Origin of the sequence: Microbacterium sp. PI-1, from assembly GCF_004337555.1 — a bacterium.
GTDB lineage: Bacteria > Actinomycetota > Actinomycetes > Actinomycetales > Microbacteriaceae > Microbacterium > Microbacterium aurugineum.
Map to the genome: position 1 here is coordinate 335,100 of NZ_SJYZ01000002.1, position 26,394 is coordinate 361,493.

Annotated in this window: 29 protein-coding genes; 8 read left to right on the top strand and 21 right to left on the bottom strand. The window is 67.5% G+C overall.

Annotation, left to right across the window (positions count from 1 at the left end; all coding sequences use genetic code 11):
* Positions 1-6: 6 nt before the first annotated feature.
* The 3 genes from E0W80_RS03530 to E0W80_RS03540 form a co-directional block, all read right to left on the bottom strand.
* Positions 7-390, bottom strand: a complete 384-nt coding sequence (locus tag E0W80_RS03530) for a hypothetical protein (RefSeq protein WP_047521905.1) — start codon at positions 388-390, stop codon at positions 7-9.
* A gap of 286 nt (positions 391-676) precedes the next feature.
* A complete protein-coding gene (locus E0W80_RS03535) occupies positions 677-1,051 on the bottom strand; it encodes a DUF2255 family protein (RefSeq protein WP_131491307.1) in 375 nt (124 codons plus the stop codon).
* A 71-nt stretch (positions 1,052-1,122) separates the two neighbouring features.
* On the bottom strand, positions 1,123-1,725 hold the full coding sequence (locus tag E0W80_RS03540; RefSeq protein WP_165875378.1) for a TetR/AcrR family transcriptional regulator C-terminal domain-containing protein: 603 nt from the start codon (positions 1,723-1,725) through the stop codon (positions 1,123-1,125).
* 181 nt (positions 1,726-1,906) lie between these two features.
* Between E0W80_RS03540 and E0W80_RS03545 the strand changes: the two genes are divergently transcribed.
* Both E0W80_RS03545 and E0W80_RS03550 read left to right on the top strand, forming a co-directional pair.
* A complete protein-coding gene (locus E0W80_RS03545; protein ID WP_131491309.1) occupies positions 1,907-3,142 on the top strand; it encodes an MFS transporter in 1,236 nt (411 codons plus the stop codon).
* On the top strand, positions 3,139-4,758 hold the full coding sequence (locus E0W80_RS03550; RefSeq protein WP_131491310.1) for an amidohydrolase: 1,620 nt from the start codon (positions 3,139-3,141) through the stop codon (positions 4,756-4,758). Before E0W80_RS03545 ends, E0W80_RS03550 begins: the two co-directional genes overlap by 4 nt.
* 79 nt (positions 4,759-4,837) lie before the next feature.
* On the opposite strand, the gene E0W80_RS03555 is transcribed toward E0W80_RS03550, so the two are convergent.
* From E0W80_RS03555 to E0W80_RS03580, 6 genes are all read right to left on the bottom strand, one after another.
* Entirely contained in the window at positions 4,838-5,392 is a 555-nt protein-coding gene (locus tag E0W80_RS03555) for a hypothetical protein (RefSeq protein WP_227991692.1), read from the bottom strand.
* 13 nt (positions 5,393-5,405) lie between these two features.
* Positions 5,406-6,497, bottom strand: a complete 1,092-nt coding sequence (locus E0W80_RS03560) for an ATP-binding protein (protein WP_131491311.1) — start codon at positions 6,495-6,497, stop codon at positions 5,406-5,408.
* 120 nt (positions 6,498-6,617) lie between these two features.
* Positions 6,618-6,980 carry a hypothetical protein gene (locus tag E0W80_RS03565; RefSeq protein ID WP_131491312.1) on the bottom strand — a complete coding sequence of 121 codons (363 nt, stop codon included), beginning with the start codon at positions 6,978-6,980 and terminating at the stop codon, positions 6,618-6,620.
* Between the two features lie 48 nt (positions 6,981-7,028).
* The gene (locus E0W80_RS03570) at positions 7,029-7,775 is read right to left on the bottom strand and encodes a DNA alkylation repair protein (RefSeq protein WP_131491313.1); all 747 of its coding nucleotides are present in this window, start codon (positions 7,773-7,775) and stop codon (positions 7,029-7,031) included.
* The gene (locus E0W80_RS03575) at positions 7,772-8,167 is read right to left on the bottom strand and encodes a MarR family transcriptional regulator (RefSeq protein ID WP_165875379.1); all 396 of its coding nucleotides are present in this window, start codon (positions 8,165-8,167) and stop codon (positions 7,772-7,774) included. The genes E0W80_RS03570 and E0W80_RS03575 overlap by 4 nt, the downstream gene beginning before the upstream one ends.
* Before the next feature lie 157 nt (positions 8,168-8,324).
* The gene (locus E0W80_RS03580) at positions 8,325-8,792 is read right to left on the bottom strand and encodes a VOC family protein (protein WP_131491315.1); all 468 of its coding nucleotides are present in this window, start codon (positions 8,790-8,792) and stop codon (positions 8,325-8,327) included.
* Between the two features lie 102 nt (positions 8,793-8,894).
* Between E0W80_RS03580 and E0W80_RS03585 the strand changes: the two genes are divergently transcribed.
* On the top strand, positions 8,895-9,851 hold the full coding sequence (locus E0W80_RS03585; protein WP_131491316.1) for a WYL domain-containing protein: 957 nt from the start codon (positions 8,895-8,897) through the stop codon (positions 9,849-9,851).
* A gap of 3 nt (positions 9,852-9,854) precedes the next feature.
* Here E0W80_RS03585 and E0W80_RS03590 read toward each other — a convergent pair whose 3' ends face one another.
* From E0W80_RS03590 to E0W80_RS03640, 11 genes are all read right to left on the bottom strand, one after another.
* Positions 9,855-10,340, bottom strand: a complete 486-nt coding sequence (locus tag E0W80_RS03590; protein ID WP_131491317.1) for a hypothetical protein — start codon at positions 10,338-10,340, stop codon at positions 9,855-9,857.
* Positions 10,341-10,483: 143 nt separating this feature from the next.
* Positions 10,484-11,080, bottom strand: coding sequence for a GNAT family N-acetyltransferase (locus tag E0W80_RS03595; protein ID WP_131491318.1), 597 nt, complete (start codon positions 11,078-11,080; stop codon positions 10,484-10,486).
* A complete protein-coding gene (locus E0W80_RS03600; protein ID WP_131491319.1) occupies positions 11,077-11,685 on the bottom strand; it encodes a TetR/AcrR family transcriptional regulator in 609 nt (202 codons plus the stop codon). The genes E0W80_RS03595 and E0W80_RS03600 overlap by 4 nt, the downstream gene beginning before the upstream one ends.
* A gap of 104 nt (positions 11,686-11,789) precedes the next feature.
* Positions 11,790-14,147 carry a phosphoketolase family protein gene (locus E0W80_RS03605; RefSeq protein WP_131491320.1) on the bottom strand — a complete coding sequence of 786 codons (2,358 nt, stop codon included), beginning with the start codon at positions 14,145-14,147 and terminating at the stop codon, positions 11,790-11,792.
* 62 nt (positions 14,148-14,209) lie between these two features.
* Entirely contained in the window at positions 14,210-14,560 is a 351-nt protein-coding gene (locus E0W80_RS03610; protein WP_131491321.1) for a hypothetical protein, read from the bottom strand.
* Positions 14,561-14,660: 100 nt separating this feature from the next.
* Positions 14,661-15,365 (bottom strand): DUF1028 domain-containing protein, encoded by a 705-nt coding sequence (locus tag E0W80_RS03615; RefSeq protein ID WP_131491322.1) that lies wholly within the window; start codon positions 15,363-15,365, stop codon positions 14,661-14,663.
* A gap of 54 nt (positions 15,366-15,419) precedes the next feature.
* On the bottom strand, positions 15,420-16,172 hold the full coding sequence (locus tag E0W80_RS03620; protein WP_165875380.1) for an ABC transporter permease: 753 nt from the start codon (positions 16,170-16,172) through the stop codon (positions 15,420-15,422).
* A gap of 65 nt (positions 16,173-16,237) precedes the next feature.
* On the bottom strand, positions 16,238-16,999 hold the full coding sequence (locus tag E0W80_RS03625; RefSeq protein WP_205802294.1) for an ABC transporter ATP-binding protein: 762 nt from the start codon (positions 16,997-16,999) through the stop codon (positions 16,238-16,240).
* Positions 16,996-18,330: an amidohydrolase family protein gene (locus E0W80_RS19300; protein ID WP_131491325.1), complete on the bottom strand. Its 1,335-nt coding sequence runs from the start codon at positions 18,328-18,330 to the stop codon at positions 16,996-16,998. Before E0W80_RS19300 ends, E0W80_RS03625 begins: the two co-directional genes overlap by 4 nt.
* Positions 18,327-19,430, bottom strand: coding sequence for an ABC transporter substrate-binding protein (locus E0W80_RS03635; protein ID WP_165875381.1), 1,104 nt, complete (start codon positions 19,428-19,430; stop codon positions 18,327-18,329). Before E0W80_RS03635 ends, E0W80_RS19300 begins: the two co-directional genes overlap by 4 nt.
* A 144-nt stretch (positions 19,431-19,574) precedes the next feature.
* Complete coding sequence (locus E0W80_RS03640; RefSeq protein WP_131491327.1) at positions 19,575-20,141, bottom strand: XRE family transcriptional regulator; 567 nt, start codon at positions 20,139-20,141, stop codon at positions 19,575-19,577.
* 597 nt (positions 20,142-20,738) lie between these two features.
* Between E0W80_RS03640 and E0W80_RS03645 the strand changes: the two genes are divergently transcribed.
* Genes E0W80_RS03645 through E0W80_RS03665 form a run of 5 tightly spaced genes read left to right on the top strand, consistent with a single transcriptional unit; the run spans position 20,739 to position 24,462 of the window.
* Complete coding sequence (locus tag E0W80_RS03645) at positions 20,739-21,098, top strand: metalloregulator ArsR/SmtB family transcription factor (protein WP_026936347.1); 360 nt, start codon at positions 20,739-20,741, stop codon at positions 21,096-21,098.
* The gene (locus tag E0W80_RS03650; protein ID WP_028707591.1) at positions 21,095-23,011 is read left to right on the top strand and encodes a cation-translocating P-type ATPase; all 1,917 of its coding nucleotides are present in this window, start codon (positions 21,095-21,097) and stop codon (positions 23,009-23,011) included. The genes E0W80_RS03645 and E0W80_RS03650 overlap by 4 nt, the downstream gene beginning before the upstream one ends.
* Positions 23,011-23,619: a cadmium resistance transporter gene (locus tag E0W80_RS03655; protein ID WP_026936349.1), complete on the top strand. Its 609-nt coding sequence runs from the start codon at positions 23,011-23,013 to the stop codon at positions 23,617-23,619. The genes E0W80_RS03650 and E0W80_RS03655 overlap by 1 nt, the downstream gene beginning before the upstream one ends.
* Positions 23,616-24,140 carry a signal peptidase II gene (locus E0W80_RS03660; RefSeq protein WP_026936350.1) on the top strand — a complete coding sequence of 175 codons (525 nt, stop codon included), beginning with the start codon at positions 23,616-23,618 and terminating at the stop codon, positions 24,138-24,140. The genes E0W80_RS03655 and E0W80_RS03660 overlap by 4 nt, the downstream gene beginning before the upstream one ends.
* A 10-nt stretch (positions 24,141-24,150) precedes the next feature.
* Positions 24,151-24,462: a hypothetical protein gene (locus E0W80_RS03665; protein ID WP_026936351.1), complete on the top strand. Its 312-nt coding sequence runs from the start codon at positions 24,151-24,153 to the stop codon at positions 24,460-24,462.
* 7 nt (positions 24,463-24,469) lie between these two features.
* Here E0W80_RS03665 and E0W80_RS03670 read toward each other — a convergent pair whose 3' ends face one another.
* Positions 24,470-26,359 carry a hypothetical protein gene (locus tag E0W80_RS03670; RefSeq protein WP_240740450.1) on the bottom strand — a complete coding sequence of 630 codons (1,890 nt, stop codon included), beginning with the start codon at positions 26,357-26,359 and terminating at the stop codon, positions 24,470-24,472.
* Between the last annotated feature and the right edge of the window lie 35 nt (positions 26,360-26,394).

The window sequence follows — 26,394 nt, forward strand, 5'->3', positions numbered from 1 at the left end:
TCGGCGTCACCAGAAGCGTTCGTGTTCCTCGGGAGGTGGACGGTCGGCGCCGCCCCATCTGTCGGCCTCGGCCTTCGCGGCATCCGCGGCGGCGTCCGCGCCACGCAGAGCGCGCTTCGCTCCGGTCGCCCCCGGACCGATGGGATCGACGAGCAAAGAGGTGCGGGAGTCGGCTCCCCCGATGGTCACCGTGCACTCCAACACACGTCCGATCCACCGAGAGAGGTCGCCACTCGGATCCTCTGCACGTCGGTAGCGGATACCGGTGTCGAGGTCGACGATGGACAGGACCACAGGCTCCCCGGCGAGCGGGTCGATCTGCTCCGTCACCTCGACCCGGTGCCCATGAGCGATGGCGACCTGCGCGGCGACGACGAGCAACCTGTCCATGTGTCCACCCTAGGCAACGCCGCCCGGAAGGCAACAGAACGTCTCAGCGAGAAAGTTCCGAAAATATCTTTGTCCCCCAAATGGCGGACAAGGCGATTAAGCGATACTCTGCTCACGTAGCGGGGGCTACGAGGCTGATGGACTGGGGATTCAGCCGTGAGCGCAGCGAACTTCGCCGCCTCCCCCACCGTCCGGGAAGGACGGAGAGCCCTCTCGGCGATACGTCTGGGGCGGATCGTTCGGGAGGGCCCACTCCCGCGCCGCACCCGACGCCTCGGAACCGCACTCAGTCGATCGGGATGACCTCGAGGGTGTTCGACCGCACCGGTTCCTGTCCCATCTCCGGCGCGTAGGGGCTCGGCGTGTACTTGTCGAGGTACTCGGCATCGATCGCCACATTGGTCGCCTCGTCGGTGACGGGCTCGAAGCGGACGTCCTTCGTGATGCCGCCCGCCGAGACACGCCCTCGCAGGCTCGCGAGAGCCGGGGCGTACCACTTGCCGGCAATGCCCGTGTAGGAGCGAACGAACAGGCGACCATCCACGGCGACCGCCCAGATGCCGACCGTCTTCGGCGTCGTGCCGTCTGCGAGCTGCGCGGAGAGGTCGAACATCTCCGGCGCGGCGATGCGGGCCAGCTCCTCGGGGTTCCAGGTCGTCATGTGTCCTCCTCGAGATCGGTGGATGAGGCAGAGTGCATGCTACGTCAGATCGAGGAGGATCTCACGATCGCTCACCGGGTGAGCCGTGCACGCAGGGAGTCGATGAGAAGACCGACGCCGAGCTCGAACGTGCGATCCGATCGCGCACTCCCCTGTTCGGCTCCGTCGATGAGCCGACCGAGAGTGCGCGTCTCGCCCTCGGGCTGCCAGATCTCGTCGGGTGAGGCGAGGTCGAGACCGAAGCCGATCGCGAAGGCGTCGAGCACGGCGATGACCGAGAGCACCTCATCTTCGGGGAACCCCCCGTCGACGAGCACCGATGCCAGGTCGTCGTACACGGCGATCACCGCGGGGCTCGTGATCGTCTTGCCGACCAGCAAGGGCACGAGCTGCGGGTGATCCGCGTACATCCGACGCTGCGTGCGGAGCATCACGTGCAGGAACTCGGGCCAGGGTTCGCCCCGCCACTCGACGCGGTATTCCTCCACGAGCCTGCCGCGCATGAGCTCGAGGATCTCATCCATGCCGTCCGCGTGGTTGTACAACGAGGACGGCCGCACGCCCAACTCGCGCGCGATCGCGTTGACCCCGAACGGCTTCCCCGCCTTCGCGAGCGCCAGCCCGGCGGATCCGATGATCTCCGGAGAGAGCAGCGGGGAAGAGGGCCTGGGCATGGTGGGCTCGCTTTCTCCGGAAGACCGGACATGAAGATCGGGGTTCCGCACGAACCCTCTCCTGTGCATAATAGTGAACACCATTCGTTGACGAACACCATTCGTTTATGAAGTCGTGCCCACCGACGCACGCCCACTGCCCTCCCTCGCGCACAATGCCGTGCCCTCCCCTTGGAGCCTCATGACCACTCTCGACCTCCGCACCCGGATCCCCCTCCGTCTCCCCACCGCCACCGCCACCTTCGCCATCGGGATCGCGGGATACCTCGGGGTCAACCTGTCGCCGTACATGATCTCCGCCGCCCAGAGCGGCCTCGGAATCGACGTCCTCTCCGCGAGCTGGCTGGTCACCGCGACCCTCCTCCTCACCGCGGTCACCGGATTGGCCATCGCTCCGCTGTGCGCCGGGATTCACCGTCGGACCGTGGCACGCGCCGGCCTCAGCCTCGCCGTGATCGGCTTCGCGACCGCCGCGCTCGCCCCCGCGGCCATACTCCCGGGCCTGCTCCTGGGAGGAGCAGGAGCCGGCGGTGCCGTCGCCGCCTCTGGCGCCGCCCTCGCCGCCTTCCGGAACCCGGACCGGGTCGCCGGCTTCAACGGGCTCGCCAATCGCGGGGTCATCACCGTGGTGCTCGCCGTGATCCCCCTCATCGGGCTCGCGCCGATCGACGTCTTCGGCGCGCTGGCCCTGTTCAACCTGATCGGCCTGGTCGCTTCGGTGTGGCTCCCCGCCGCACCGGTCGTCGCTCCACAGGCGGGAGCAGCCGTCGCCGAGGCGATGCCGATCGAGATCCCGCCGACCGGGACGGTTCGCGTCTCCCCGGCCCGCTCGCGGAAGGTCACGATCGCGGGCTTCGGGCTCCTCATCACGTTCGCGCTGTGGGCGGTGAGCGAGGATTCGCTCTGGGCCATGGCCGGGGTGATGGGCGCGGAACAAGCAGCCCTGACACCGGAAGGCCTCGGGATCGCACTCAGCGGTGCGACCGCCGGCGGACTCCTCGGTTCGATCCTGCTCATGATCGTCGGTGCCCGTTTCGGGCGCGCCGTCCCTCTCGTGATCCTGCTGATCGCCGGTGGAGTCCTGAAGATCTGCGAAGGCTTCGTGACCGACCCGACCACCTTCATCGTCGTCTTCATCGCCTGGAACTCCGTGTATGCCATCGCGTTCATGTACTTCGTCTCGACCTCTGCCGCGCTGGATGCCGACGGCCGTTGGTCGGGCCCGCTGCTGGCGGTGTACCTCGTCGGATCAGCGCTCACGCCGGTGATCGGCGCAGCGCTCGTCGGAGCCCTCGGCTACCAGGGCTTCGCCGTCGCACTCGGGATCGCGAGTTTCGTCCTGGCCATCCCCACCGGAGCCATCGCCCTGGTCTCGACCCGCTTGGAACGCCTCACCGCACAGGAGAACGACGCATGACCCGCACCCTCTACCGCAACGGCCGGATCTTCACCGGAGACGAATCACGATGGGCCGACGCGGTCGTCGTCGACGACGACGTGTTCGTCCACGTCGGATCCGACACCGACGCGCCCGCCGCGGACACGGTGGTGGACCTGGAAGGTCGCACCGTGCTCCCCGGATTCACGGACGCGCACACCCACCTGCTGATGATGGGCGAAGCCCTGGGGCAGGTGGGGCTCACGGATGCCACCTCTCTCGAGGAGATACAGCGCCGACTTCGCAGGGCTCGCGAGGCGGCATCTGGCGTGCTTCGCGGGCGCGGCTGGCTCTTCGATGCGATCCCGGACGGAGAGCCGACCGCCGCGATGATCGACGCGGTCGTCGCCGACATCCCGGTCTACCTCGACGCGAACGACTACCACTCATGCTGGGTGAACACGGCGGCTCTCGCGGAGCTGGGGATCACGCGGGACACGCCCGATCCCCTCGGCGGACGCATCGCCCGCGACGCATCCGGTGAGCCGACCGGAATGCTCTACGAGACCGCCGCACAGTTGCATGCCTGGGCGCACCGCGACGCGAACACGACCGACGCGCAGCGCGATGCGGCGGTCCGGCGAGTCGTGTCCGCCTACATCGCCGCCGGCGTGACGGGGGCGGTGGACATGGCCTTCGATGAGCTCGGGCTCGCCGCACTCGCACGCGCCGCCGAGCGCGGCGAACTGCCTCTGCGTGTCGCCGCGCACTGGTTCGTCGCGAACATCGGCGACGATGCCGCGAACCTCGCGCAGGTCGAGCAGGCCGCCGCGCACGCCTCGACACCGACGGCGGGGGCACGCGTGCTCGGCATCAAGCTCGTCCTCGACGGCACCATCGATGCCTGTACGGCAGCCATGGGCGCGCCGTACGCGGACGGCACCAACGCGGGGCCGATCTGGCCCGCCGAGCGCCTGTTCCCGGTCGTCGCGGCGGCGGATGCGGCCGGGTTGCAGATCGCCATGCACGCGATCGGGGACGCCGCGAGCACGCTCGCCCTCGACGCGATCGAGCACGCGATCGCGACCAACAGTGAACGACCGCGCCGACACCGCATCGAACACCTCGAGTACGCAGCGCCGGGAACGGCGGAACGGATGGCGCGCCTCGGCGTCACCGCCTCCATGCAGCCTGTGCACGCCGACCCGGCGATCTTCGGGAACTGGGCGGCACGCCTCGGAGACGAACGCGTCGACCGCGCGTTCGCCTGGTCGGAGTACGAGCAGGCGGGTGCGCTCCTCGCCTTCTCCACCGATGCGCCGACCGCTCCGCATCAGGCGCTCCCGAACATGTTCGTCGCGTCGACCCGAGCGTCCGCGCTGGTGCCCGGTATGGCAGGCGTGCACCCGGAGCAAGCGCTCCCGCTCGAACGGGCGATCGCGCATGCCACGCGAGATGCGGCGACGTCGATGGGCGACGGAAGCTGGCGCGGACGTATCACCCCCGGATCCGCGGCCGATTTCGTGGTCCTGGACGCCGATCCGTTCAGCAGGGATCTCGAGACGCTGCTGAGCGCCCGGGTCGTGCAGACCGTGATCGCGGGACGCACGGTCTTCGCCGCGTCGTCTCCGCCCGCGCGACGCGAGAACTCGTGATCCTCACCTGACGGGCGCGCCGCCTATCCCGGGTCGCGGACGTGCCCCGGAGCGGCCACCCCCTTGACCGTACGCGCCGTCAGTGCACGAGAGCCTTCAGAACGACGAAGACGAGCCCGAAGGATGCGGTTCCGAGGGCGCCGAGGACGCGGACGAAGAAGGGACTCCCCCGGCGGAGGAAGGCGACATAGCCGAGGAAGGCGAGGATCACGACTCCCGACCAGAGCGCGAGGTCGTTCGCGAGCCCGTCGGGGATCACCCGCGTCGTTCCCGCGAGCAGGATGACGGCCGGCACGGTCGCGGAACTGAGCATGCCGAGGGAGTGCTTCACGGACGCGGCGAACGCTGCTCGCACGCCGACCGCTTCCCCCTGCTCACGTTCCGCACGGTCGCTGACCCTCGCCACCGTTCCGGCGTAGACGTGGGCTCCCCAGAACACGAGGACGGTGACCGCGACGGTGAGGAGCACCGCGAACGACGTCTCGCCGTGCGCGGACGACACCGCGACGAGGCCGCTGACCAGAATCGTGCCGTACACGGCCGCTTCGGTCCCGAACCCCGACCTCAACGCTCGGTGGACCCGGAGGATCCCGTCGTCGGCAGCCGATCGCCGCGTCTTCCTCTCGTCTGTCACACCGAACACCCTCTCAACGTTCGGCACGCAGCGGTACCTTCACGTCTCCTCCGGCTTCCTCCGTGATCCGCGCCCCCATCTGCACGAATGTCGGCGCCGAGATGAACCCGCCCGCGAAGAGGGCCTGCCCCTGCACGAACTCCGCGGAGCGCCGGATGGCGTCCTCCGAGGCGAACCCGAACACGTCGGCCAGTTCCGCGAGGTCACGGGGCGCGTTGACACGCATGAGCGCCAGGTTGTCACACTGCGAGAGCACGTTGGGATGGATCTTCGTCGGCCGTTGCGTGGAGAGCAGCAGCCACAGCCCGAACTTCCGCCCCTCGGCGGCGATCTGCACGAGCTGTTCGGTGAGGGCCCGCTCGACCGCGGTCTCAGGGTTGGGTGAGCAGAGGTTGTGCGCCTCGTCGATCACGATCAGCACGGGGCGCCGCTCTTCACGTCGCGCCCAGAGATGTTCGAGCACCGCGAGGGCGGCGACCTTGGGTTCCGCCGGGTGCTCGAAGCCGCCGAGGTCGAGGACCGTGACACGCGGCCTGTCATCGACGACGTCGACGACGGAATTCGCACCGCGAGACCACAGGTTCCATTCGAGTACCTGCAGATTCTCGATACGTTTCGCGAGCCTCACTTTGGCAGGGTCGGCCGACGCGAGCAGGTCCGGCACCATGCCGCGCCCGTCCAAGCTCTCGGCGTCCTGCTCCAGATGGATCAGGGCGTTGTACTCGTCCGCGTCCGCGATCGGGTCCATCTGCAGCACCGCCGCCTTCGAGGCTGCCGAGAGATCGACGAACCGCGCGTGCAGTCGTTCCCCCTCCCCTGCCCCGGAACGGAACACACGGATGTCCGATGCCGCGACTCTGGCCGCATCCGCCTCGTTCGCCGTGAGGCGCGTCTCCTGCAACCGGGTGAAGTCCCCGTTCGGGTCGAAGACGATCATCGGCAGCTCGGTCTCCAGAAGGAGCTGCTCGAGCACCACGCCGAGCGCGTAGGTCTTGCCGCTTCCGCTCTGACCGACCCAGAACGTGTGGCGGTTGAAACGCCTCGCGTCCAGCGCGACTTTGGCGTCGGGATCGCCGAGAGCAGTTCCGATCGTGAGGGTGGTCATCGTTCCGGTAGGCCTTTCGTTCGAGATGCTGTGGCGATCCGATCGGATGCGATCGCTTCACCGAGGCGGTGATCGACATCTTCCTTGATCGAGCGCCCGTTCACCAGTGCAGAGGTGCTCTCACGCCATCGCGAAACCCGGCGCCCAGGCCACCACCGCGTATGACACGAACGGCGCGGACGCGAGGAGGACCACTCCGACGACGAGCACACCGCGCGCGCGACGGAGCAGCGCCGGGAGGAGGGCGAGGAGGTAGACGGCGATGACGATCACGGTCATCACCAGCGCGCTCCCTTGACGGTGAGACAGGAAGCAGTTGCTCGTCGGCGGATCCACCGCAGCGCAGACGAGGGGCCCCACGGGCACGGCCACGAGCCAGATGAACGCGACGGTTCCGAGGGCGAGCACCGTCGCGAGAAGCATCAGCACCCACGGAAGCCGCCGGCGCACCGGGCGCTGCACAACGGAGGCGGACGTCGTCATGAGCCCAGCGTACGGAAATCGCCGCGGTGCCGTGCACCTCGCCGGGAGCTACAGGGATCGGAGGCCGCGGCGGATGATCCTCGCGGTGCTCGTCTCCACGCTCTCGGCCGTCCAGCGCTCTCCGAGGGCGGTCGCCCAGTCCGGTCGGGTCTTGGCGGCGTCGTTGATCCAGTTCGCGACCGAGTCCTGCACGTAGCGCGAGGGATCGGCTCGCAACGGTTCGAGAATCGCCTCTCCGAGTTGCGGATCGGCTTTCAACGCGGGGATGTGCTTCGCCCACACGCCTCGGGGCCGCAACGTCTCACAGGCGAACCTCCGAACCCGCTCCGACGCATGGTCGGTGAGCGCCGCGAGTGCCGGGATACTCGCGGCGAGATCTGCCGCGAGCGGGACGCGTACCGTCATCCAGGCCCACTCGCGCACACCGAAATGCGGGTCGTGGGCAGCCGGCAGCACGAGTCCGATCAGGTCCGCCGGTGCCTGCGCGCTCGGTGCGGCGGTGAGCGCGAACCAGCCCCAACCGCGCACGGTGTCAGAGACGTGCTCGGTCAGTGCGGTGCACGCCTCTGCGCCGAGCTGCGCATGAAGGGCCACGCCGATGGCCTGCATCCGGGCGAGGATGCCGAGCGGTTGCGCCTCTCGCACCGCCGCGCGCAACGCCTCGGGCGCAGCGGGCAGCACATGATCGAGCAGCTCGCCGTGATCGATGGCGAGGATCTCGGCGAGCGTGCGCGACTCCGCACGGCCGGACTGCACGGCGTGGGCGTTCGCGGCCCCGCGGCTGGCGACGGTCACGGGGTTTCGTCCAGGCGCCGCTGGATCGCGGCGAGAGCAGCCGACGTCGCACGCTCCTGATCCGCAGAGACATCCACCGCGATGACCGTCAGCCAGTCACGGTAGATGGGGCTGAGTTCGGCCACGAGCGCTTCGCCGGCCGAGGTGGTCCGGAGGCTGAGTGAGCGGCGGTCCCCGCTCACGGCCGACCGTTCCAGCAGGGCGGATTTCTCCAGGGCATCGGTGAGGCCGGTGACGGTGGCCCTGGTCACCCCCAGTTGTTCCGCCACCTGCCCGGGCGCGATGCCGGGAGTATCGCTCACTGCCAGGAGCACCGCGAGGCGACCCTCCGACAGCCCGTACCGGGCAAGGATCTCCGCACAGGCGGCGTCGATCTTGCGTGCCGTGGTCAACAGCCCCAAGATGAGCTCCGCGCCAGGCCCGCTGTCCGCCCGTGATCGCAGAAGCTCGTGTTTCAGATCGAGAATCTCATTCATTAGCCGCCATATTATCAGGCGCCTACATTGCAGCGGCCGGCCCCCCACCGAGCGAGGGCCGGCCGCGGCCCGATCAGGCGCCGTGTGCGGGCTGCACGTCGATCACCCAGGTCACGCCGAAACGGTCGGTGAGCATTCCGAAGCCCGGGCTCCACGGCGACACGGCGAGGGGCTCGACGACGTCCGCGCCGGCTGCCAGCGCGTTCCAGATCGCGGTGACCTCGTCGAGCGTCTCGCCGCGCACAGACTGGAAGAACGTGCGATCGGTCACCGTGACGCCGTTCTCACGACGTGTGCTCCCGGCGGTGCGCGACGTGTCAGTGGTGTCCTGTCCAGGGATGTCGTAGGCCATGACGCGGAACCCGTGGTCGTTCTCGACCTGGCCGAAGACGATCTTGTCCGCACCGGGGGCATCGGCCGGCATGCCGAGGTCACCGTAGGTCGCCGCGACGACGGTGCCCCCGAACACGGACTGATAGAAGTCGAGCGCCTGCCGCGCCGTACCGGGGAAGTTGAGGTGAGTGGTGGTGATGATGCTCATCTGCGTGTCCTTCTTCTGCGTTGGTCACGGCGGGATGCCGTGACCCCACACTGCAAGACGTAGAGGACAGGATGAGTCCTCTACTTCGCGGATACTGGAATCATGTCGGGAACGTCTTCACGCATGCTCGCGCTGCTCTCGTTGCTGCAGTCGCGCCGGGACTGGCCGGGACACGTGCTCGCGGAGCGGCTGGAGGTGACGACGCGCACCGTCCGCCGAGACGTCGACCGGCTACGGGAACTCGGATATTCGATCGCCGCGATCAAGGGGCCTGACGGTGGCTACCGGCTCGCGGCAGGAGCAGAACTTCCACCGCTGCTGTTCGACGATGAGCAAGCGGTGGCGATCGCGGTGGCTCTGCAGAGTTCCCCGTCCACCGGAGTCGATCTCGACGAGGCCGCGGCGCGGGCCCTGGCTACCGTGCGACAGGTGATGCCGTCGAGGTTGCGTCACCGGATCGACGGCATCCGCTTCACCGACACCGCAGCCGAGTCGCGGGTCGACCCGCAGGTGCTCGAAGCGGTCAGCGCTGCCGTCCAGGAGCAGAGGACTCTCCGCTTCGACTACGGTGAGTCGACCGATCGCCCGCCTCGTCGCGTGGAGCCTCACTCGGTGCTGGCGCGGAACGGTCGCTGGTACCTCATCGCCTGGGACCTCGACGTGTCCGACTGGCGCATCTTCCGGCTCGACAGGATGGTCCCGAAGTCCGCCGGCGGAACACGCTTCACACCACGCGCTCTGCCGACCGGAGACGCTCGCACCTTCCTGGCAGCGCGCTCCAAAGGCTCGGTCAGCGAAGACGTCTGGCCCTGCCACGGCGAGCTCCTCCTGCACCTCCCCGCCGCCGACGTAGCGCCCTGGCTCGGCGACGCCGAGATGGAACAGGTCTCCTCCTCCGAGTGCCGCATCCGGGTCGGCTCCTGGTCCTGGGCAGGACTGCTCTCGTGGATCCTACGATTCGACGCCCCTTTCACCATCCTCGGACCCGAAGAGTTCCTCGATGCCGCCGACGGACTCGCCGCCCGCATCACCGGCTCGATACCGTCAGTGCGGCGCTGACCCTCAGTCGATGCCGAGGATCCCCTTCGCCACGCCGACGGCCGCGGGCCCGTCGAGGGCAGGGCGGTCTCCCCACTGTCCACCGGTGATGTCGATGTTGATGCCGGGCACGCGGACGGATGTGACGGTGACCGCGGCCACAGCCGTTTCACCGTCGAGACCGTGGGCGATGCCTCCCGCCGCGTCGAGCGCACCGTCGGGGATGAGCGTCAAACCGGCCTGCTCGATGATGTCGGGATCTTCCACCTCACTGGTCTCGCTGGGAACGACCATGACCTCGACGGACGCGAGATCTCCGAGGTCGGCGAGGTCTTCGGGGGCTTCCCACTGACAGTACGCACCGTATTCGTCCACCGCGTTGGAATCCAACGGCACAAGACCTTCGATGTACGGGGCGACATGGGTCGCGACCGTGTCGCAGCTGCCGATCCGGTCGAAGACGTCGGCGACATCGGGGCCACCGTCGACGCTGATCGTCTCGTCCCCCATAGTCGTATCTTCTCCGGGCGGTTCCGGATCCTGCGCAGAGCAGGCGCTCAGGAGAAGAGCGGAGGTGAGCACGAACGGGATCAAGACCGAAGAGCGATTCACCCGAAACACCGTAGCAACGCCGACCACCCGGAGCGCAAGCGCTACGAAGCCACGGCCTTCAGACTCATCGACACGTAGGCGGAGAACCCGGCACGTCCGGCGAACCGCACTCGACGGCTGCTCGACTCCGTGAAGCCGAACTTTCGATAGAGCCCGAGCGCGGGCGCATTCGTGTCTTTGATGTCGCGGAGCACGAACTCGTCGTAGGGCAACTGCAACAGGTGACCCATCAGGGCCGTGGCGACTCCCTTGCCCTGGTGCTGCGGCGCGGTGGTCACGAAGCCGATCTCCGCCAGGCCGGGGCGTGCACCCTCGTACGCGCCGAGGAACTGGCTCCGGACGATGAAGGAGCACACGAGGCCGCGCAGTCCACCGAGCGTGCGCTGGATCTCTCGACGGTCAGGGTCGAAGCACTCCTGCTGCCCCTCGGTGACCGAGGCGATCGCGGCGGGCTCTCCGTCGACCAGCGCCACGAAGAAGCGGTCGAGGAGGATCATGTGCGCGAACGCATCCGCGAGGACCCGTGGATCCTTCGAGAAGAACTCGAAGTCCTCGGCGAACCCCTGGACGAGGACCTCGGTGATGCGCCGGCGATACGCCTCCCCCAGCGTGTCACCGCGTTCGACTGTGATCGTCATGAAGCGTCCTTTCTCATCAACAGACGGAGCACCAGGTCGATGCCCGCCTCGGTCATCGCAGTCGGGATGACCGTTCGCATGCCGGCGATGCCCGAGAGCATCGCGAAGTAGTAGGCGGTCAGCTGCGCCGGATCGCCGTCATCGAACTGTCCAGCCGCCTGCCCCCGACGTACGACGGCTTCGAAGGCATCCCAGAGCGGCCGCTGGGTGCGTGCCAGTCGTTCCGCAGTACCGGCCGGGGTGTCGGAGATGAATCCCTGGTTGATGACCAGGAAGAACTCGGCCTCGCCGTTCCCGTTCATCAGATCGGTCACGAACACGCGGGTGAACTCACGTACCAGGACGACGGGGTCGGCATCGGCGGAGAGCATCGCGGACGCTGCGACCAGACCGGATGACGCCTGCTCGAGCAAGGCGTCGAACAGCGCCTCTTTGCTGGCGTAGTGGCGATAGATCGAGCCGGCGCTGAGGCCGGCCTCGTCGGCGATGTCTTTGATGCTCGATGCGGCGAACCCGCGCCTCGCGAAGACGCGCACGGCTGCGGTCTCGATCCGCTCGCGTGTGGCCACGCGCAGCGCGGCGTTCTGCTCCGGCGATCTCACCATGGTCACCCCTTTGAAATGAATTTATCTTCATTATATGGGGTGCGGTGAGAAGATCGCGCTCGATCCGGTATCGCGCGTGCCGCGACTGGCTCGGCGACGGAGATCTATCCCGGCCAGCGCCAGTCGGCGATCGCCGGCTCGTCCTCGCCGTGTTCGCGGGTGTAGGCGCGCGCCTCGACCCGTCGGTTGTGCAGCTCCTGGCGGAGAGTCGCGTGGCGCTCGGCCGCGCCCGGCACCCGGTCGAGTACGTCGATCACCAGCTGGAAGCGATCGAGATCGTTGAGCAGCACCATGTCGAAGGGTGTCGTCGTGGTGCCTTTCTCCTTGTAGCCACGCACGTGAAGGTTCGCATGGTTGTTCCGCTTGTAGGTCAGCCTGTGGATGAGCCACGGATAGCCGTGGAAGGCGAAGATGATCGGCCGGTCAGTCGTGAACAGCCCGTCGAAGTCGGCATCCGAGAGCCCGTGCGGGTGAGCGTCCTCGGACTGCAGCCGCATCAGATCGACGACGTTGATGACGCGGGTCGCGATCTCGGGCGCCCGCTCGCGCAGGATCGCCGTGGCGGCGAGCATCTCCTCGGTCGGCACGTCCCCCGCCGCCGCGAGGACGACGTCGGGCTCCTCACCGTCCGATTCGGTGCCTGCCCACGGGAGGGTGCCGAGTCCGCGGGAACAGTGCAGGATCGCTTCGTCCATCGTCATCCACTGCGGGCTGTCCTGCTTGCCTGCCACGACGACATTGACGTAGTCGACGCTGCGCAGGCAGTGGTCGTAAGTGCTCAACAGCGTGTTCGCGTCGAAGGGAAGGTATACCCGGACGATGTCGGAGCTCTTGTTGACGACGAGGTCCAGGAATCCGGGGTCCTGGTGCGTGAAGCCATTGTGGTCCTGTCGCCACACGTGGCTCGACAGCAGATAGTTGAGCGAGGCGATCGACGCGCGCCACGGCACCTGCGCCGACGCCTCGAGCCACTTCGCGTGTTGATTGAACATCGAGTCGACGATGTGGATGAACGCCTCATAGCTGTTGAACAGGCCGTGCCTTCCCGTGAGCAGGTAGCCCTCCAGCCAGCCCTGGCACTGATGCTCGCTGAGCACCTCCATCACCCGGCCCGCACGCGCAAGGTGCTCGTCGAGGTCGAGGATCTGCGCGTTCCACTGCTTGTCGGTCGCTTCGTAGACCGCGGGTGCCAGCCGATTGGACGCGGTCTCGTCCGGACCGAACAGCCGGAACGTGCGTGGGTTGCGCCGGATCACCTCGGCCAGGTAGCGGCCGAGAACCGCGGTGGCCTGCGCGTCCGCTGCGCCGGGCGACTCGACCTCGACCGCGAACCCGCGGAAGTCCGGGAGGTCGAGGTCCTGCCGGAGCAGACCACCGTTCGCATGAGGCGTCGCTGACATGCGGTGATCACCGTCCGGGGCGAGAGCGACGGTGTCGGGCAGCGGTGCACCCAAGTCGTCGAACAGCTCGTCGGGCCGATACGACCGCAGCCAATCCTCGAGTTGCCGCAGGTGCTCCTCGCTGTCCCGCGCGGAGGGTACCGGAACCTGGTGTGCGCGCCACGTGCCCTCGACGGGCAGCCCGTCGACCTCCACCGGACCGGTCCACCCCTTGGGGGATCGCAGGACGAGCATCGGCCAGACGGGGCGGTCGGCCGTAGCCCCGTCGCGAGCTGTCCGTTGAATCGCGGCGATGCGATCCAACGCGGTCTCGAGTGCGTCGCCGAACCGACGGTGCACATCCTCTGCCGCATCCGTCGCCTCGAAGGACACGATGATCGGGTCATGGCCGTATCCGCGCATCAGATTGACGAGTTCCTCTTCGGGGATGCGCGCCAGCAGCGTGGGATTGGCGATCTTCCAGCCGTTCAGGTGCAGGATCGGTAGCACTGCACCGTCCGAAACCGGGTTGAGGAATTTGTTCCCGTGCCACCCGGTGGCGAGCGGACCCGTCTCGGCTTCACCGTCGCCGACGACGCAGAAGACCGTCAGGTCGGGGTTGTCGAAGGCGGCGCCGTACGCGTGGCTGAGCGAGTAGCCGAGTTCGCCGCCCTCATGGATCGACCCGGGCGTCTCGGGTGCCGCGTGGCTCGGGATGCCTCCGGGCGCGGAGAACTGGCGGAAGAGTCGGGTCATCCCGGTCACGTCACGGGTCACGGAGGGATAGCGCTCGGTGTATGTCCCGTCGAGCCAGGCGTTGGCGACCATCCCCGGGCCTCCGTGGCCCGGTCCTGCGATGTACAGGGCGGAGAGATCGCGCTCGCGGATCAGCCGATTCGCGTGGGCATAGATCAGATTGAGCCCGGGAACGGTCCCGAAATGGCCGAGCAGGCGTGGCTTGACATCGTCGACCGCGAGCTCGCGGCGGAGCAGCGGGTTGTCACGAAGATAGATCTGTCCCACGCTGAGATAGTTGGCAGCACGCCACCACGCGTCGAGCTGCCGTATCTGTTGTTCTCGCATACGGGGTTGCCTCCCTTTCTCGGGCTCGCGCCCGGGCGAGTGCGGATGGAGACCTGCCTCGGTCAGTCCTTCTCGTCGATGAGCGCGAGAAGGGACTTCAGCGCATCTCTGATCTCAGTGTGGTCATACTGGCCCGCTCGGCTCTCCGCCGAGATCACGCCCGAGCGGTGGACTCGTCGGAAGTCGCCGAACGGGAAGCTGTAGGCCTGCTTCGTCTCGGAGTTCTCGGTCTTGTCGACGCCGAGGTGCCAGTGCGAGAACTCCGTCCAGCCGTTCTCCTCGATGAAGGCGTTCTCCTCATCCGCCGAGGGCGCCGCTTCCGACCAGTCGTCTCGCTCGTCTCGGACGACCTTTCCGGCCCGAACGAGTTGGCGGGCGTGGCGCAGTGCGGGGTTGTTCAGTTCGATCGCCATGACGCCACGGTACGAAGCGCGCCCTCGCACCGCGAAGGGGGTTGACAGCGGTCGGGCGGCGCCTGCGGCTGCGGCGCGCACTGTCATCAGCGATGCCGCGTCACCGACTGAGCGGCTTTCCGGCTTCCAACCACTGATCGCTCGTCACCTCGGGGTGGTCGAGCCAGTAGTCGGCGTAGTAGTCCACGAGCGGAGCGTACTCGTCGAAGATGCGGCGCAGCTCGTGGATCGAGTCCGCACCATCGGGCGCGATGTCGACCCGCAGGTCCAGTCGAGCGCGCCGCGCACCGCGCGTGGTCGTGATGATCGCCGACGAGAGATGTCGCCTGCCCTCGCCACCCGCCGCGAGCCCCGCCTCCAACGACCGCATCAGCCGCTCCTCGAAAGGCAGACCGGGCGACGACTCGAACTGCGCGGCCATGGCGTCGAGCACGCCAGCGCCCACCACGCCGTTGCCGAGTGCGGCGTAGCCGTCGCCGACGACATGGCCGGCGTACAGATCGCCCTCGACGAAATCTCCGGTGTGGGCCGCGACGCGGCCGTCGTCGATCACGATGCCGACCTGCCGGTAGCGGAAGTGCGGGTCCGCGGTCTCCAGCGCCGCGATGATCGATCGCGGTTCCATCCCTGTCTGCCCGAGATCCCACGCGCGCTGACCGAGACGCCAGTCGGAGTGCCATTGGCTGGTGACCGCGACGCTGCCCGCCACCTGCGGGCAGCGCGACGCGATCGCGATCGACCCGGTGCCCTGGCACACGCCCACCATGCCGGTGGCCGGGTCGGTGGCGATGATACTGAAAGTCATGTCGTCCCTCTCGTCGAATGGGGCGGACCCTCCTGCCGCCCCCGCAGGTGGCGCTCAGCGCGCCGTGATCTCCCAGCGGACGACGATCTTCCGCAGCACCCGCACCGCCAGATTGAGCAGGATTCCGAGCACGGACAGGATGATCAGCAGTGCGAAAACGGCTGCCGTCTCCATCCGTCCCTGCGCCTGCAGGATCAGCACGCCGAGCCCTTTCTGCGCCCCGACGAACTCCGCCACGATCGCGCCGATCATCGAGTTGGCCACGGCCAGCTCGAGCCCGGAGAAGATCTGCGGGAGCGCGGCGGGCAGCATGAGCCTGGTCTGGATCTGCAGCGGCTTCGCGCCGTTGACCCGGAACAGATCCAGCTGGTCACGGTCGACGCCACGGAATCCGTGCAGCGAGTTCACGAGCATCGGGAAGAACGCCAGCAGCACCACGACGACGACCTTCGACGGCATCCCGAACCCGAACCAGATGATGAACAGCGGGGCGACCGCCACCTTCGGAATCGACTCGATCGCGACGATGTATGGGAACACCACGGCGTAGGCGGTGGGCGACTGCGCCAGCGCGATGGCCAGCACCAGCCCCGCCACGACTCCGATGACGAGGCCGAGCAGCACGATCGACATGGTCGAGCCGGCGTTCTCCATGTACCGCGGGAAGGCTGCCGGATCCAGCAGGGCCGCCAGGACATCGCTCAACGGCGGAACGACGTACTCAGGCGTGTGCGTCCATCCGGGAACGAACTGCCACACGAGCAGCAGCGCCGCCAACACGCCCAAGGAGGCGAGAGTGCGCTTCATGGGGGTATTCACGAGCGGCCGTCTGGCCGCCACAGTCTGCATAGGTGCGGTCTGCGCGGGCGCGGTCATGCTGCCACCTCGAAGTGTCGACGGATGTGTGCGGTGAGTGCGGCGAATTCGGGGTCGCCGAGCAACTCCGGGGTGCGGGTCTTTCCGAAGGGGACGTCGATGATCTCCGCGATCCTCCCCGGGCGGGCGGTCATCACCACGACGCGTTCGGCGAGGAACACGGCTTCGCTGATGCTGTGAGTGATGAGCACCGCGGTGGTCGTCGTCTCGCGCCAGATGCGGTTGAGCTCGACGTTCAGCGCGTCGCGGGTCATCGCGTCCAGGGCACCGAATGGCTCATCCATCAACAGCACAGCCGGATCGTGCACGAGCGCCCGGCAGATCGCGGCACGTTGCTGCATGCCGCCCGACAGCTCATGCGGATGCTTGGACACGAACTCCGCGAGCCCCACCATCGTCAACAGACTCGTGGCATGGATACGGTCGTCCGCCGTGATGCGCCGTTTCAGGCTCAGCGGCAGCAGCACATTGTCGAGGATGTTCAGCCATGGCAGCAGCGTCGCCTTCTGGAACACCATCCCTGCCTCCCCGCGCGGGGCTCCGATCGGTACGCCGGAGATCGTCGCCGCTCCGGCCGTGTGCTGCTCCAGTCCCGCGAGGATCCGCAGCAGTGTCGTCTTACCGCACCCACTGGGCCCGAGGATCGAGACGAACTCGCCTTCACCGATCCCCAGATCCACATGCGAGAGCGCGGTCACATCCCCGGTCCGGGTCTGATACACCTTCGACAGGTCTTCGATCTCGATCAGCTCGCTCACAACGCCTCCAACCCATAGACACGGCAGAGATTGCCGTTCATCACACGACCGGCCAGCCACTCCGCCTGCGTCGTCGTCCACAACCGGTCCGCCACACCGGATCCGAGGACCCGATCCAGCAGCAGGCGTCCGCGGGCCACCGAGGCGACGTGGAACTCCGGTTGCCCGGTGTCTGTCCCGAACATGACCTTGTCCGCCGGCAGCAGCTCGAGCCATTCCTGCAGCATCCGCTCCAGTGCGTGGTGATGCAGATACGGCATCCAGGAGAAGTCGAGGTACACGTTCCCGTGCGCCTGACTGAGAGCGGCGAGGTGCGACGTGTACGGGAACCCGCCGTGGATGAGGATCACCCGCAGGCGGTTCAGCGCCCGATCTGACAGCAGCGGCTCCAGCAGGCGGGGGTCGGCACCTGACAGCAGCAGTCCCGGCTCGGAGTGACCCATGCCGGTGTGGATCTGCACCGGCAACTCCCGCTCGACCGCCAGTTCGGCGATCGCGAACACGAGGTAGTCCGCGAGAGCTTTGTACGCCGGGGTCTCCAGCGCGCCCTCATCTCGCAACTGCGCGTACGCCGCCTCGGCCTCCTCACGCGAGCGTCGCGTGAAGTCGAGTGAACGCACATAAGCCGAGGCGATCTTCAGACCGACGAACCCGCTCTCCTGTCGGCGGATGATCGAGCCACGCACGAACTCGACGTAGGCACCGAGTGTCGCTGGCGGCTGGGTGACACCTTCGGCATCGAGAAGGTCCCGCAGGATCGAGGAGAAGACCCGGCGGAATCGCGGAGTATCCGAGCCACGGCGCTCGAACGCCGGATGACCGAACGGATACAGGTAGGGGTCGATGCGTGCGACCGGCTTGTACCGTTCCGGCGACCAGGAACGCGCATCGATCGCGGGGATGTCGGTCAGCACGAAGGCCGTGTCAGACAGTTGCAGCGCCCGGTCGTACAGGCCGGGGAAGTCGTCCTCTCGCTGCTGAGCGCTCACCCGAACGGCTTCCTCGTGATCGAGCTCCCCGTACAGCGCACGGGTGCCCTCCGCGAGTGAGACGCCGTAGACCGAGGTCGACTGGAAGATGCTGCTCTCGTCGAAGAGCGCCCGGATGCCGTGCTGGGTGTCCAGCCGGTGGAGCTCGCCAGTGTCTCCGGCGGCCCGCGCCGCGACGAACGCATCGAACACGTCGACGGGAAGATTCGCCTCGAGGTACCCCATCGCGTTCTCACGTTGGAGGGAGTCGATTCCCTCCAACCGCTCGCCGGGGCGTATGTACCCGGCATGGGAGTGGTGGTCGACCGCCGGGATGCCGTCGGTGAAGGTCAGGGTGCTCATTCGGCGCTCCAGTTCTCTGCCTCGGCGACGACAGCGTCGGCGTCGAAGTCGTTGTACGCGTCGACGAAGGTGTTCGGTGCCGCGGCGACGGTGTCGACAGCGGAGTCGATGATGCCGGCATCCAGCGCGAACGTGCCCCAGGCTTTCAGCGCGGACTCGTCGTATGCGCCCCACGACTGCGTTGCCTGAGGGTCGCCGGCGGTCAGCAGCGCGATCCGCGCATTGAGGGCGACCAGGTCGACCTTCAGCTGATCGTCGATCGAGTTGCCGGCCACGAGGGTGTCGGGGTACTCGTCGTACATGATGCGCAGCGCCGCCTCGGGATTGGTCGCCGTGAACAAGGTCGCCTTGGCCATGGCGCGCCCGAATCCCTCGATCACCTCCGGGGTGTCCGCTGCAAAGTCGGCATTGGAGAAGTACGTCGTGGAGAACAGGGACGCGACCTCGTCTGTCGTGAAGTAGCGCAGAGGCGTGCCCTGAGCCTCGAACGCCGCATACTCGGTGTCCCACAGCGACAGCGCATCGACTTGGCCGGTCGTCAGCGCCTGCAGCGCGGCGGCGCCCGTGCCCACGGCCAGATGCGTGTAGTCGACATCGGGCTCCAGTCCCGCCGAGGCGAGGATCCCCTCCGACAGCAGCATGTTCGAGGTGCCGAGGCTGTATTGGCCGATCACAGCGCCCTCGAAGTCCTCGAGCGACGTGATCGGGCTGTCTTCGAGCACAGCGAGCGAACCGGTCTGCTTGCGGATGTAGTTGTAGACGAGCTGCAGATCGCTGCCCTTCGTCATCGCCTGCCAGATGGGCTCGGGGGGTGTGCTGCCGATGTTCAAGGAGCCGGAGTCGATGCCCTGCACGATCGAGGTCGAGTCTCCCGTGACGACGATGTCGACGCTCAGCCCTTCGTCCTGGAAGTAGCCCAGCGCCTCGGCTACGGCCATCGGCGAGTTGTTGGCGCCCATGTTCGTGGGCAGACCGAACTCGACCGTCGTCAGGGCGTCGGTCGAGTCGTCAGCGCTGCCTGAGTCGGTCGAGCAGCCAGCGAGAGTAGCGATCATCGCGGCAGCGGTGAACGCTGCCGCGGTGGTCCGGATGGTCTTCATGGTGTCTCCTTGCGCATAGTCGGGGTGGTGCGGTTCGGGTGGAGCGGTAGTGAAGGTGGAACGTTTTCGGGATCGCCGAACACCGCTGCCGTCGAACGACGAAGCGGGGCGTGCAGGGGTGCGGCATCGGTGCCGCATCCGGGATCAGGTGGTGACGGGCGGGGCCGCGGAGGGTGGGGTCACCACCCAGAGCGCTTCGCCGACGGAGTCGCCGACGTTCACGATGCTGTGCGGGGTCGACGTGCGGTAGTCGATACTGTCCCCGGGTTCGAGGATGAACTCCTGGTTGCCGAGATTGAAGCGGAAGCTTCCTCGCAGGATCACGCAGACCTCCTGCGAGTCGCCGTGCGTGTAGTTCTCGCCCCCTTCACCGTGGCCGGGCTCGTATTCCGAGGTCAGCACCTCGACGTTGCCTAGCGGCGGTTGCGTGATGCGGAAGTGTCGAACGGAATTGCCCGATGCGAGCATCGGACGCTCGCCACGCCGCAGGACCGTACCCACCGCGGGCTGGGCGCTGAACAACTCGGTCCACGGAATGCCGAAGGCCGCGGCAATGCGACGCACGACATCCAGGCTGGTGTTGGCCTGGCCGTTCTCGATCTGGCTGACATACCCCGCGCTGATGGACGCTCGGCGGGCGAGTTCGCGCGTGGACATCTGTCGTAACGTGCGCAGTTCCCGCACACGAGCGCCGAGATTGCTGTCGTCCATCAGGCTGTGCCTCTCTCCTGGTAATCAGGTCGATTACCTCCAGTAATCACACTGTAAACTGGGCGGCGCGCGCTGACAAGACGTTTCTGTTACGGACCCGTAAACTCTCGCGGAGACCGGCCGAGCGGGTCCCGGCTCTGGCAGTAGCGCCTGCCGGTTGGTCCCGAGCAACTGCATAGCGCCGGGACAACCACAGCACGGCGGCGGATACGACAGAGGCTCGGAACCTCGCGACGTCCGCGCGATTCCGAGCCTCTCATTGGTCGGGCTGACAGGATTTGAACCTGCGACCCCTTGAGTCGAAGAAGGGTTCTCCCTCCGTCACGCTTGATAGCCGTAGATCCCTTGCGGGAGTAGGCAAGTCGGGAGATCCCACAACCCGTCAGATCCCGTCAAAACCGGCAAAAGCCCGGAGCTTGCGGGTACATTTGCGGGTACATGGATTTTGGGCTTGAGCGCTCCACAAGGAGCTGGCACGTACTGGTAGCACCGATTGTTGCTGAGTCGCGTATTCATCAGATGTCGACTGCTGTTTCGCCTTGTGGCGGAGGCTGATGCATCCGGCGATTGATCAGCCTGTGCTGTATAGTTCAGTGCATGCTGACTATTGCTTCTCGACTCGACGTCATGAACCGGCTCGGCCGGGCCATGGCGGATCCGACGCGTTCCCGGATCCTGATGACCCTGCTCGAGGGACCGAGCTACCCGGCGGTGCTCTCGCGTGAGCTGGAGCTGACTCGCTCGAACGTGTCGAACCACCTCACCTGCCTGCGCGACTGCGGCATCGTGGTCGCTGAGCCGGAGGGTCGCCAGACTAGGTATGAGATCGCTGATCCGCACCTCGCGGCCGCTCTCATCGCGCTGGTGGATGTGACTCTGGCTGTCGACGAGCACGCTCCGTGCGTGGACTCGTCGTGCACCGTTCCGGGTTGCTGCGGAGCGGGAGCAGACGCGTGAGCGCGGCATGCGGCTGCGAGCACGAGCCGACGACCACGGCAGTCGATGAGAGCGAGGAGAAGGAGCGGCCCTGGTGGAGGGACCGCGGGATCATGGTGCCGGTCTTCTCCGGTGTCGCGTTCCTCGCTGGTCTGATCCTTGAGTGGTCCGGCATGGAGATCCCGGCACTGGTGCTGTTCTGGGTCGGCTTGCTGCTGGGCGCGTCGACGTTCACGCCGGGCGCGATCCGGAAGCTGTTCAAGGGCAAGCTGGGCATCGGGCTGCTGATGACGATCAGCGCGGTCGGCGCAGTCGTCCTCGGCTACGTCGAAGAGGCTGCGGCGCTGGCGTTCCTCTACTCGATCGCAGAGGCGCTGGAGGACAAGGCGATGGACCGCGCCCGCGGCGGGCTGCGAGCGCTGCTGAAGCTGGTCCCCGACACCGCGACCGTGCGCCGCGACGGCGCTTCGGTGGAGATTGCGGCGAAGGACCTCGCGGTCGGGCAGGTCATGGTGGTTCGTCCCGGCGAGCGGATCGCGACCGACGGAGTCGTCCGTGCGGGGCGCTCCAGCCTGGACACCTCGGCGATCACGGGCGAGTCGATCCCGGTCGAGGTCGAGCCCGGCGACGCCGTGTCGGCCGGCGCGATCAACAGCGCCGGTGCGCTGGAGGTCGAGACGACGGCGGCGGGCACCGACAACTCGCTCACGACCATCGTGGAGCTGGTGGAGCAGGCGCAGGCGGAGAAGGGCGAGCGAGCGCGCCTCGCGGACCGGATCGCGCGCCCGCTGGTCCCGGGCGTGCTGGTCCTCGCGGCCCTGGTCGCCCTGGTCGGCTCGCTGTTCGGGGACCCGGAGCTGTGGATCACCCGAGCCCTCGTCGTCCTCGTCGCCGCCTCCCCGTGCGCGCTGGCGATCTCGGTGCCGCTGACGGTGGTCGCGGCGATCGGCGCGGCGAGCAAGTTCGGCGTGATCATCAAGTCCGGCGCGGTGTTCGAGCGCTTCGGCACGGTCCGCCACGTCGCCGTCGACAAGACCGGCACCCTCACCCGCAACGAGCCCGCCGTCACCGCGGTCCTCGCCGCGGACGGCGTGACCGACGCCCAGGCGCTGGCCTGGGCGGCTGCGCTGGAGCAGCACAGCACGCACCCGCTGGCCGCGGCGATCACCGCCGCAGCCCCCGGAGCCCAGGCTGCGGAGGGCGTGACCGAGCAGGCCGGGCACGGCATCGAGGGCAAGATCGACGGGACTCGGATCACCGTCGGCAGCCCCCGCTGGCTCGACGCCGGGGTGCTCGGCGACCAGGTCGCGGGCCTGGAGGAGCAGGGCATGACCGTTGTGATCGTGCACCGCGACGGGGCCCCTGTCGCCGCGATCGGCGTCCGCGACGAGCTGCGTCCCGAGGTCCCCGAAGTGGTGCGGACTCTCGCGGCGCAGGGCGTCGGGGTGACGATGCTCACCGGCGACAACGCCCGCACGGCACGGGCGCTGGCAGCGCAGGCCGGTATCAGCGACGTGCGCGCGGAACTGCGTCCCGAAGACAAAGCGACCGCGATCGGGGAGCTGTCAAAGGCTGGGTCGGTTGCAATGATCGGCGACGGCATCAACGACGCCCCCGCTCTGGCCGCCGCGGACATCGGCATCGCGATGGGCGCGACCGGCTCGGACGCGGCGATCGAGTCCGCCGACGTCGCGTTCACCGGCCACGACCTCCGCCTCATCCCGCGCGCGTTCGACCACGCCCGCCGCGGACGCCGCATCATCAACCAGAACATCGTCCTGTCGCTGCTGATCATCACCGCGCTGCTGCCGCTCGCGCTGTTCGGCGTCCTCGGACTCGCCGCTGTGGTGCTGGTCCACGAGATCGCCGAGGTCGTCGTGATCCTCAACGGACTCCGCGCCGCCCGCACGCGTACCCCACGGCTGGAGAGCTGATGCTTGCGACCATCGGCTCAGCGATCGGCTTGTTTGCTGCGACCAACATCGATGACATCGTCGTGCTGACCGTGCTGTTCCTGGCCTCCAGCCGAGGGAAGCCGCGACCGTGGCAGATCGTCGCAGGCCAGTACCTCGGGTTCATCACCCTCGTCGTGATCAGCGTGATCGCCGCGCTCGGCCTGACCATCGTCCCCGACGAATGGGTGGGCTTCCTCGGCCTGATCCCGCTCGGCATCGGCATCTGGACCCTCGTGCGGGGCCTGCGACGCAACGGTGACGACGATGACGACGACGAGAAGATCACCGCGGTCGGGCTGTGGGGCGTCGCCGGGATCACGATCGCCAACGGGGCCGACAACATCTCCCTCTACACGCCGATCTTCCGCACCAGTTCGCCCGGCGACGTCGTCGTCATGATCGCGGTGTTCCTCGTCCTCGTCGCCGTCTGGTGCGCTGCTGGACGCCTGATCGGAACCCACAAGGCCGTCACCGAAACGCTTGAACGCGTCGAGCACTGGCTCGTACCCGTCGTGTTCATCGGCCTGGGCCTGTTCATCCTGATCGATTCCGGCGTCATCGTCCGCCTCGTCGAGGTCCTCGCATGACCCCGGACGCGGCTGCCGATGCTGAGCTGACGTCGGGAGAGCGGCAGCAGAGGGGGCGTTGGCGGCTCACGGCGGGGGCACTCGCGCTCGGCGGGCTCGTCCTCCTGATCGATCAGGGGACGAAGGCATGGGCGGAGGCCACGCTCACAGTAAGTGAGCGCCTCCCGCTGATCGGCGACCTGCTGGGCCTGCAACTCGCTTACAACCCCGGCGCGGCGTTCTCCTTCGGTGAGGGTTCCACCTGGGTGTTCGCGCTGGTGGCCGTCGCGGCCACCGTCACCGCGATCGTGTTCGCGTTCCGTGTCCGACACCCCGGGTGGGCGATCGTGATCGGCGCGCTTGGCGGGGCCGCCGCCTCCCACGCCGGCGACAGGCTTTTCCGTGCTCCAGGGTTCGCCCAGGGGCACGTCGTGGACTTCCTCGCCTACGGGAACTGGTTCATCGGGAACGTCGCCGACGTCGTGATCGTCACCGCCGCGATCGCCGGAGCGCTTCTGATGATCCGCGGCAACGAGAACTGAGAGGACCATCATGGAGATCATCCTGCAGTATTTCAACGGCTGCCCCAACTGGGAGGTGCTCGACCAGCGGCTCGCTGAAGTAGTCAACGACCGATCCGATGTCAGGGTCATACGTCAGCTGGTCGAGACCCCCGAGGACGCCGTGCGCCTCGGGTTCCACGGCTCCCCAACCGTGCTCGTCGACGGCATCGACCCGTTCGCCGACGAGCGTACCCACGTCGGGCTCGCCTGCCGGATGTTCCGCACGCCAGCTGGGATCGCCGGGTCGCCGACCGTCGAGCAGTTGCGCGAAGCGATTTCCGGCCCGGGCGCTGACGTGTGATGCTCGTTCAGGCGTGGTCGGAACGGAGTGCCGGATAGTCGGACCAGTCACCGCCGGCGAGACGCGACCATGCGGCGGCGGACGAGGTCGTGATGCCGAGGAGATCCGAGACGATCAGGGGATGCATTTGCCGGGTGAGCTCGATGAGCGCTGTGGTGCGTGCGCTTCCCGCGAGCAGGCCTTCGGCGCGAAGACGACGGCTCAGCGGGCCCGGGGTGAGGTGATTGCCTGGGTTCCGGCCGGGGAACAGCCATCCTTCAGGATGGTGCTTCGCGGCGTCGGCGAGATCGCTGATGGCGTCGCCAAGGATCTCGGGGAGCCCGATCGGCTCGGCCCCGACGGTCAGCGTGACGGGCCGCGAGCTCGTATCGATCTGTGTCCGGGTGATCGTGACGATGCGGGTCAGCTGGATGCCGTAGAGCAGTACGAGGAGCCCGGCTGCCCGGGTCTTCGGGTCCATGCCGGCATCCGACAGGAACTTGCGAGCCATCTGCCATCGGTGGTCGGAGGCGTAGCTTCGCCCTTCGAGGCGATGGGCTCGGAACTCGACTCGGAGGGTGCTCATCCGGTGCCGTCGTAGCCAGCGAGTGAATGGTGCCAGCGCGTCACGCTGGCTCGGTGAATCAGTCAGATATGCGTCGAGCCGGCGCTGCGGGTAGGTTGCCAGCGTCTCTTGCTGTGACCGAATCTCTCGAAGAAGCGCGGCGCAGTACTTCAGCGCGGCCCGTTGCCTTTGGAAGCCAGCGGCTGGACTCGATGTACTGCGGGGTACCGCTCGGAAAGCCCGGGTGGACCGGAGGAGCTCCCAGGTGCAGTACCGGCGCAGGACCAGCCGGTCCTCGGCATGTTCGATGCCCGCCAACCATCCATCGAGCCAGTGGTCGAAGCGCGTGCCTTCGACATCGATCTCCGGAAGCACTCCTGAGCGGACCAGAAGCGAGAGGAGGAACGCTACCGACTGTCCCGACCGGGCTCGGGTGATGATCGCCTCGGCGGTGAGTGGCAGGGTTCCGTCCGCGATCTCGCGGAGCACCATCGCGCACTTGCTCTTGTGCATCCAGCGTTCGAACGATGCGGCTTTGCTGTGGTGCGTGAGCAGATAGTCCGCAAGGGGGTGGAGGTCCGCGCGGATCTCTCCCGCGTCGTCGGCGAGCAACTGCTGGATCGCGACGGGCCGGCGGCACTCGACGCAGAGATGATGCTTGCGGATCTCCTCGATCGAGCCACACCCAGGGCAGGCCATCGTCACCGGAGCGCCCGCGCAGTCGGCGCAGACCTTCTGACCGTTCATGAAACCGGTCAAGAACACCCTGCGCCCGCACTCGGGACAGGGCTGCGGTCTACGCATCGCGTAATAGCAGCGTGCGCATACCCGTCGCCCGTCAAGGTGGGAGGCGACCCGGCCAGGTTCTCCGCAGAGACCGCAGGTCTTGATCGGTGCGGTATAACAGGCCAGGCAGACGAGTTCCGGGCGGCGGACGATGATGGTCGCGTGCTGCCTGCACCGCGAGCAGTCACCGAACGATCGAGGGTCGGCTCGCCAGCATTCGCGGCAGAAGCGCTGTCCGTCGATCGTGCGCTGCACGGGTCGGACCCGGCCACAGGAAGCGCAGGAGACGGACCTGGCGTTCCGCTCGCAACGAGAGCAGTGCCGACCACCGCTCGGCGTCTTGTGGGGCATTCTCACCGAGCGGCCGCAGGACTCGCACGTCGGCAGCACTACCCGGTCTGCTCCTTCTTCTACCAGCGCGCGGGCCAGATCCTGGACGGTCACCGGCACATTCGCATGCCGCCCCTCGAGGACCCCAGGCTGCTTGATCAGCGCGAGCTCAAGAAGCCGCTGCGTGAGGGGCACTGGCGCAACCGAATGCACGATCTCAGCGAGACGCTCGGGCAAGATCTCGGGAACGAGGGGACGCACGAGGTCGATAA

What these genes read in the sequence shown, in the direction of transcription:
- E0W80_RS03535 (WP_131491307.1), bottom strand. Translation starts at nt 1,051, where the DNA reads ATGACGACCTGGAACCCCGAGGAGCTGGCCCGCATCGCCGCGCCGGAG.
- E0W80_RS19300 (WP_131491325.1), bottom strand. Translation starts at nt 18,330, where the DNA reads ATGAGCACCCTGACCTTCACCGACGGCATCCCGGCGGTCGACCACCAC.
- E0W80_RS03620 (WP_165875380.1), bottom strand. Translation starts at nt 16,172, where the DNA reads ATGAAGCGCACTCTCGCCTCCTTGGGCGTGTTGGCGGCGCTGCTGCTC.
- E0W80_RS03595 (WP_131491318.1), bottom strand. Translation starts at nt 11,080, where the DNA reads ATGACGATCACAGTCGAACGCGGTGACACGCTGGGGGAGGCGTATCGC.
- E0W80_RS03590 (WP_131491317.1), bottom strand. Translation starts at nt 10,340, where the DNA reads ATGGGGGACGAGACGATCAGCGTCGACGGTGGCCCCGATGTCGCCGAC.
- E0W80_RS03640 (WP_131491327.1), bottom strand. Translation starts at nt 20,141, where the DNA reads ATGGACGACAGCAATCTCGGCGCTCGTGTGCGGGAACTGCGCACGTTA.
- E0W80_RS03600 (WP_131491319.1), bottom strand. Translation starts at nt 11,685, where the DNA reads ATGGTGAGATCGCCGGAGCAGAACGCCGCGCTGCGCGTGGCCACACGC.
- E0W80_RS03605 (WP_131491320.1), bottom strand. Translation starts at nt 14,147, where the DNA reads ATGCGAGAACAACAGATACGGCAGCTCGACGCGTGGTGGCGTGCTGCC.
- E0W80_RS03550 (WP_131491310.1), top strand. Translation starts at nt 3,139, where the DNA reads ATGACCCGCACCCTCTACCGCAACGGCCGGATCTTCACCGGAGACGAA.
- E0W80_RS03580 (WP_131491315.1), bottom strand. Translation starts at nt 8,792, where the DNA reads ATGAGCATCATCACCACCACTCACCTCAACTTCCCCGGTACGGCGCGG.
- E0W80_RS03565 (WP_131491312.1), bottom strand. Translation starts at nt 6,980, where the DNA reads ATGACGACGTCCGCCTCCGTTGTGCAGCGCCCGGTGCGCCGGCGGCTT.
- E0W80_RS03665 (WP_026936351.1), top strand. Translation starts at nt 24,151, where the DNA reads ATGGAGATCATCCTGCAGTATTTCAACGGCTGCCCCAACTGGGAGGTG.
- E0W80_RS03610 (WP_131491321.1), bottom strand. Translation starts at nt 14,560, where the DNA reads ATGGCGATCGAACTGAACAACCCCGCACTGCGCCACGCCCGCCAACTC.
- E0W80_RS03655 (WP_026936349.1), top strand. Translation starts at nt 23,011, where the DNA reads ATGCTTGCGACCATCGGCTCAGCGATCGGCTTGTTTGCTGCGACCAAC.
- E0W80_RS03645 (WP_026936347.1), top strand. Translation starts at nt 20,739, where the DNA reads ATGCTGACTATTGCTTCTCGACTCGACGTCATGAACCGGCTCGGCCGG.
- E0W80_RS03615 (WP_131491322.1), bottom strand. Translation starts at nt 15,365, where the DNA reads ATGACTTTCAGTATCATCGCCACCGACCCGGCCACCGGCATGGTGGGC.
- E0W80_RS03660 (WP_026936350.1), top strand. Translation starts at nt 23,616, where the DNA reads ATGACCCCGGACGCGGCTGCCGATGCTGAGCTGACGTCGGGAGAGCGG.
- E0W80_RS03545 (WP_131491309.1), top strand. Translation starts at nt 1,907, where the DNA reads ATGACCACTCTCGACCTCCGCACCCGGATCCCCCTCCGTCTCCCCACC.
- E0W80_RS03560 (WP_131491311.1), bottom strand. Translation starts at nt 6,497, where the DNA reads ATGACCACCCTCACGATCGGAACTGCTCTCGGCGATCCCGACGCCAAA.
- E0W80_RS03530 (WP_047521905.1), bottom strand. Translation starts at nt 390, where the DNA reads ATGGACAGGTTGCTCGTCGTCGCCGCGCAGGTCGCCATCGCTCATGGG.
- E0W80_RS03540 (WP_165875378.1), bottom strand. Translation starts at nt 1,725, where the DNA reads ATGCCCAGGCCCTCTTCCCCGCTGCTCTCTCCGGAGATCATCGGATCC.
- E0W80_RS03585 (WP_131491316.1), top strand. Translation starts at nt 8,895, where the DNA reads ATGTCGGGAACGTCTTCACGCATGCTCGCGCTGCTCTCGTTGCTGCAG.
- E0W80_RS03635 (WP_165875381.1), bottom strand. Translation starts at nt 19,430, where the DNA reads ATGAAGACCATCCGGACCACCGCGGCAGCGTTCACCGCTGCCGCGATG.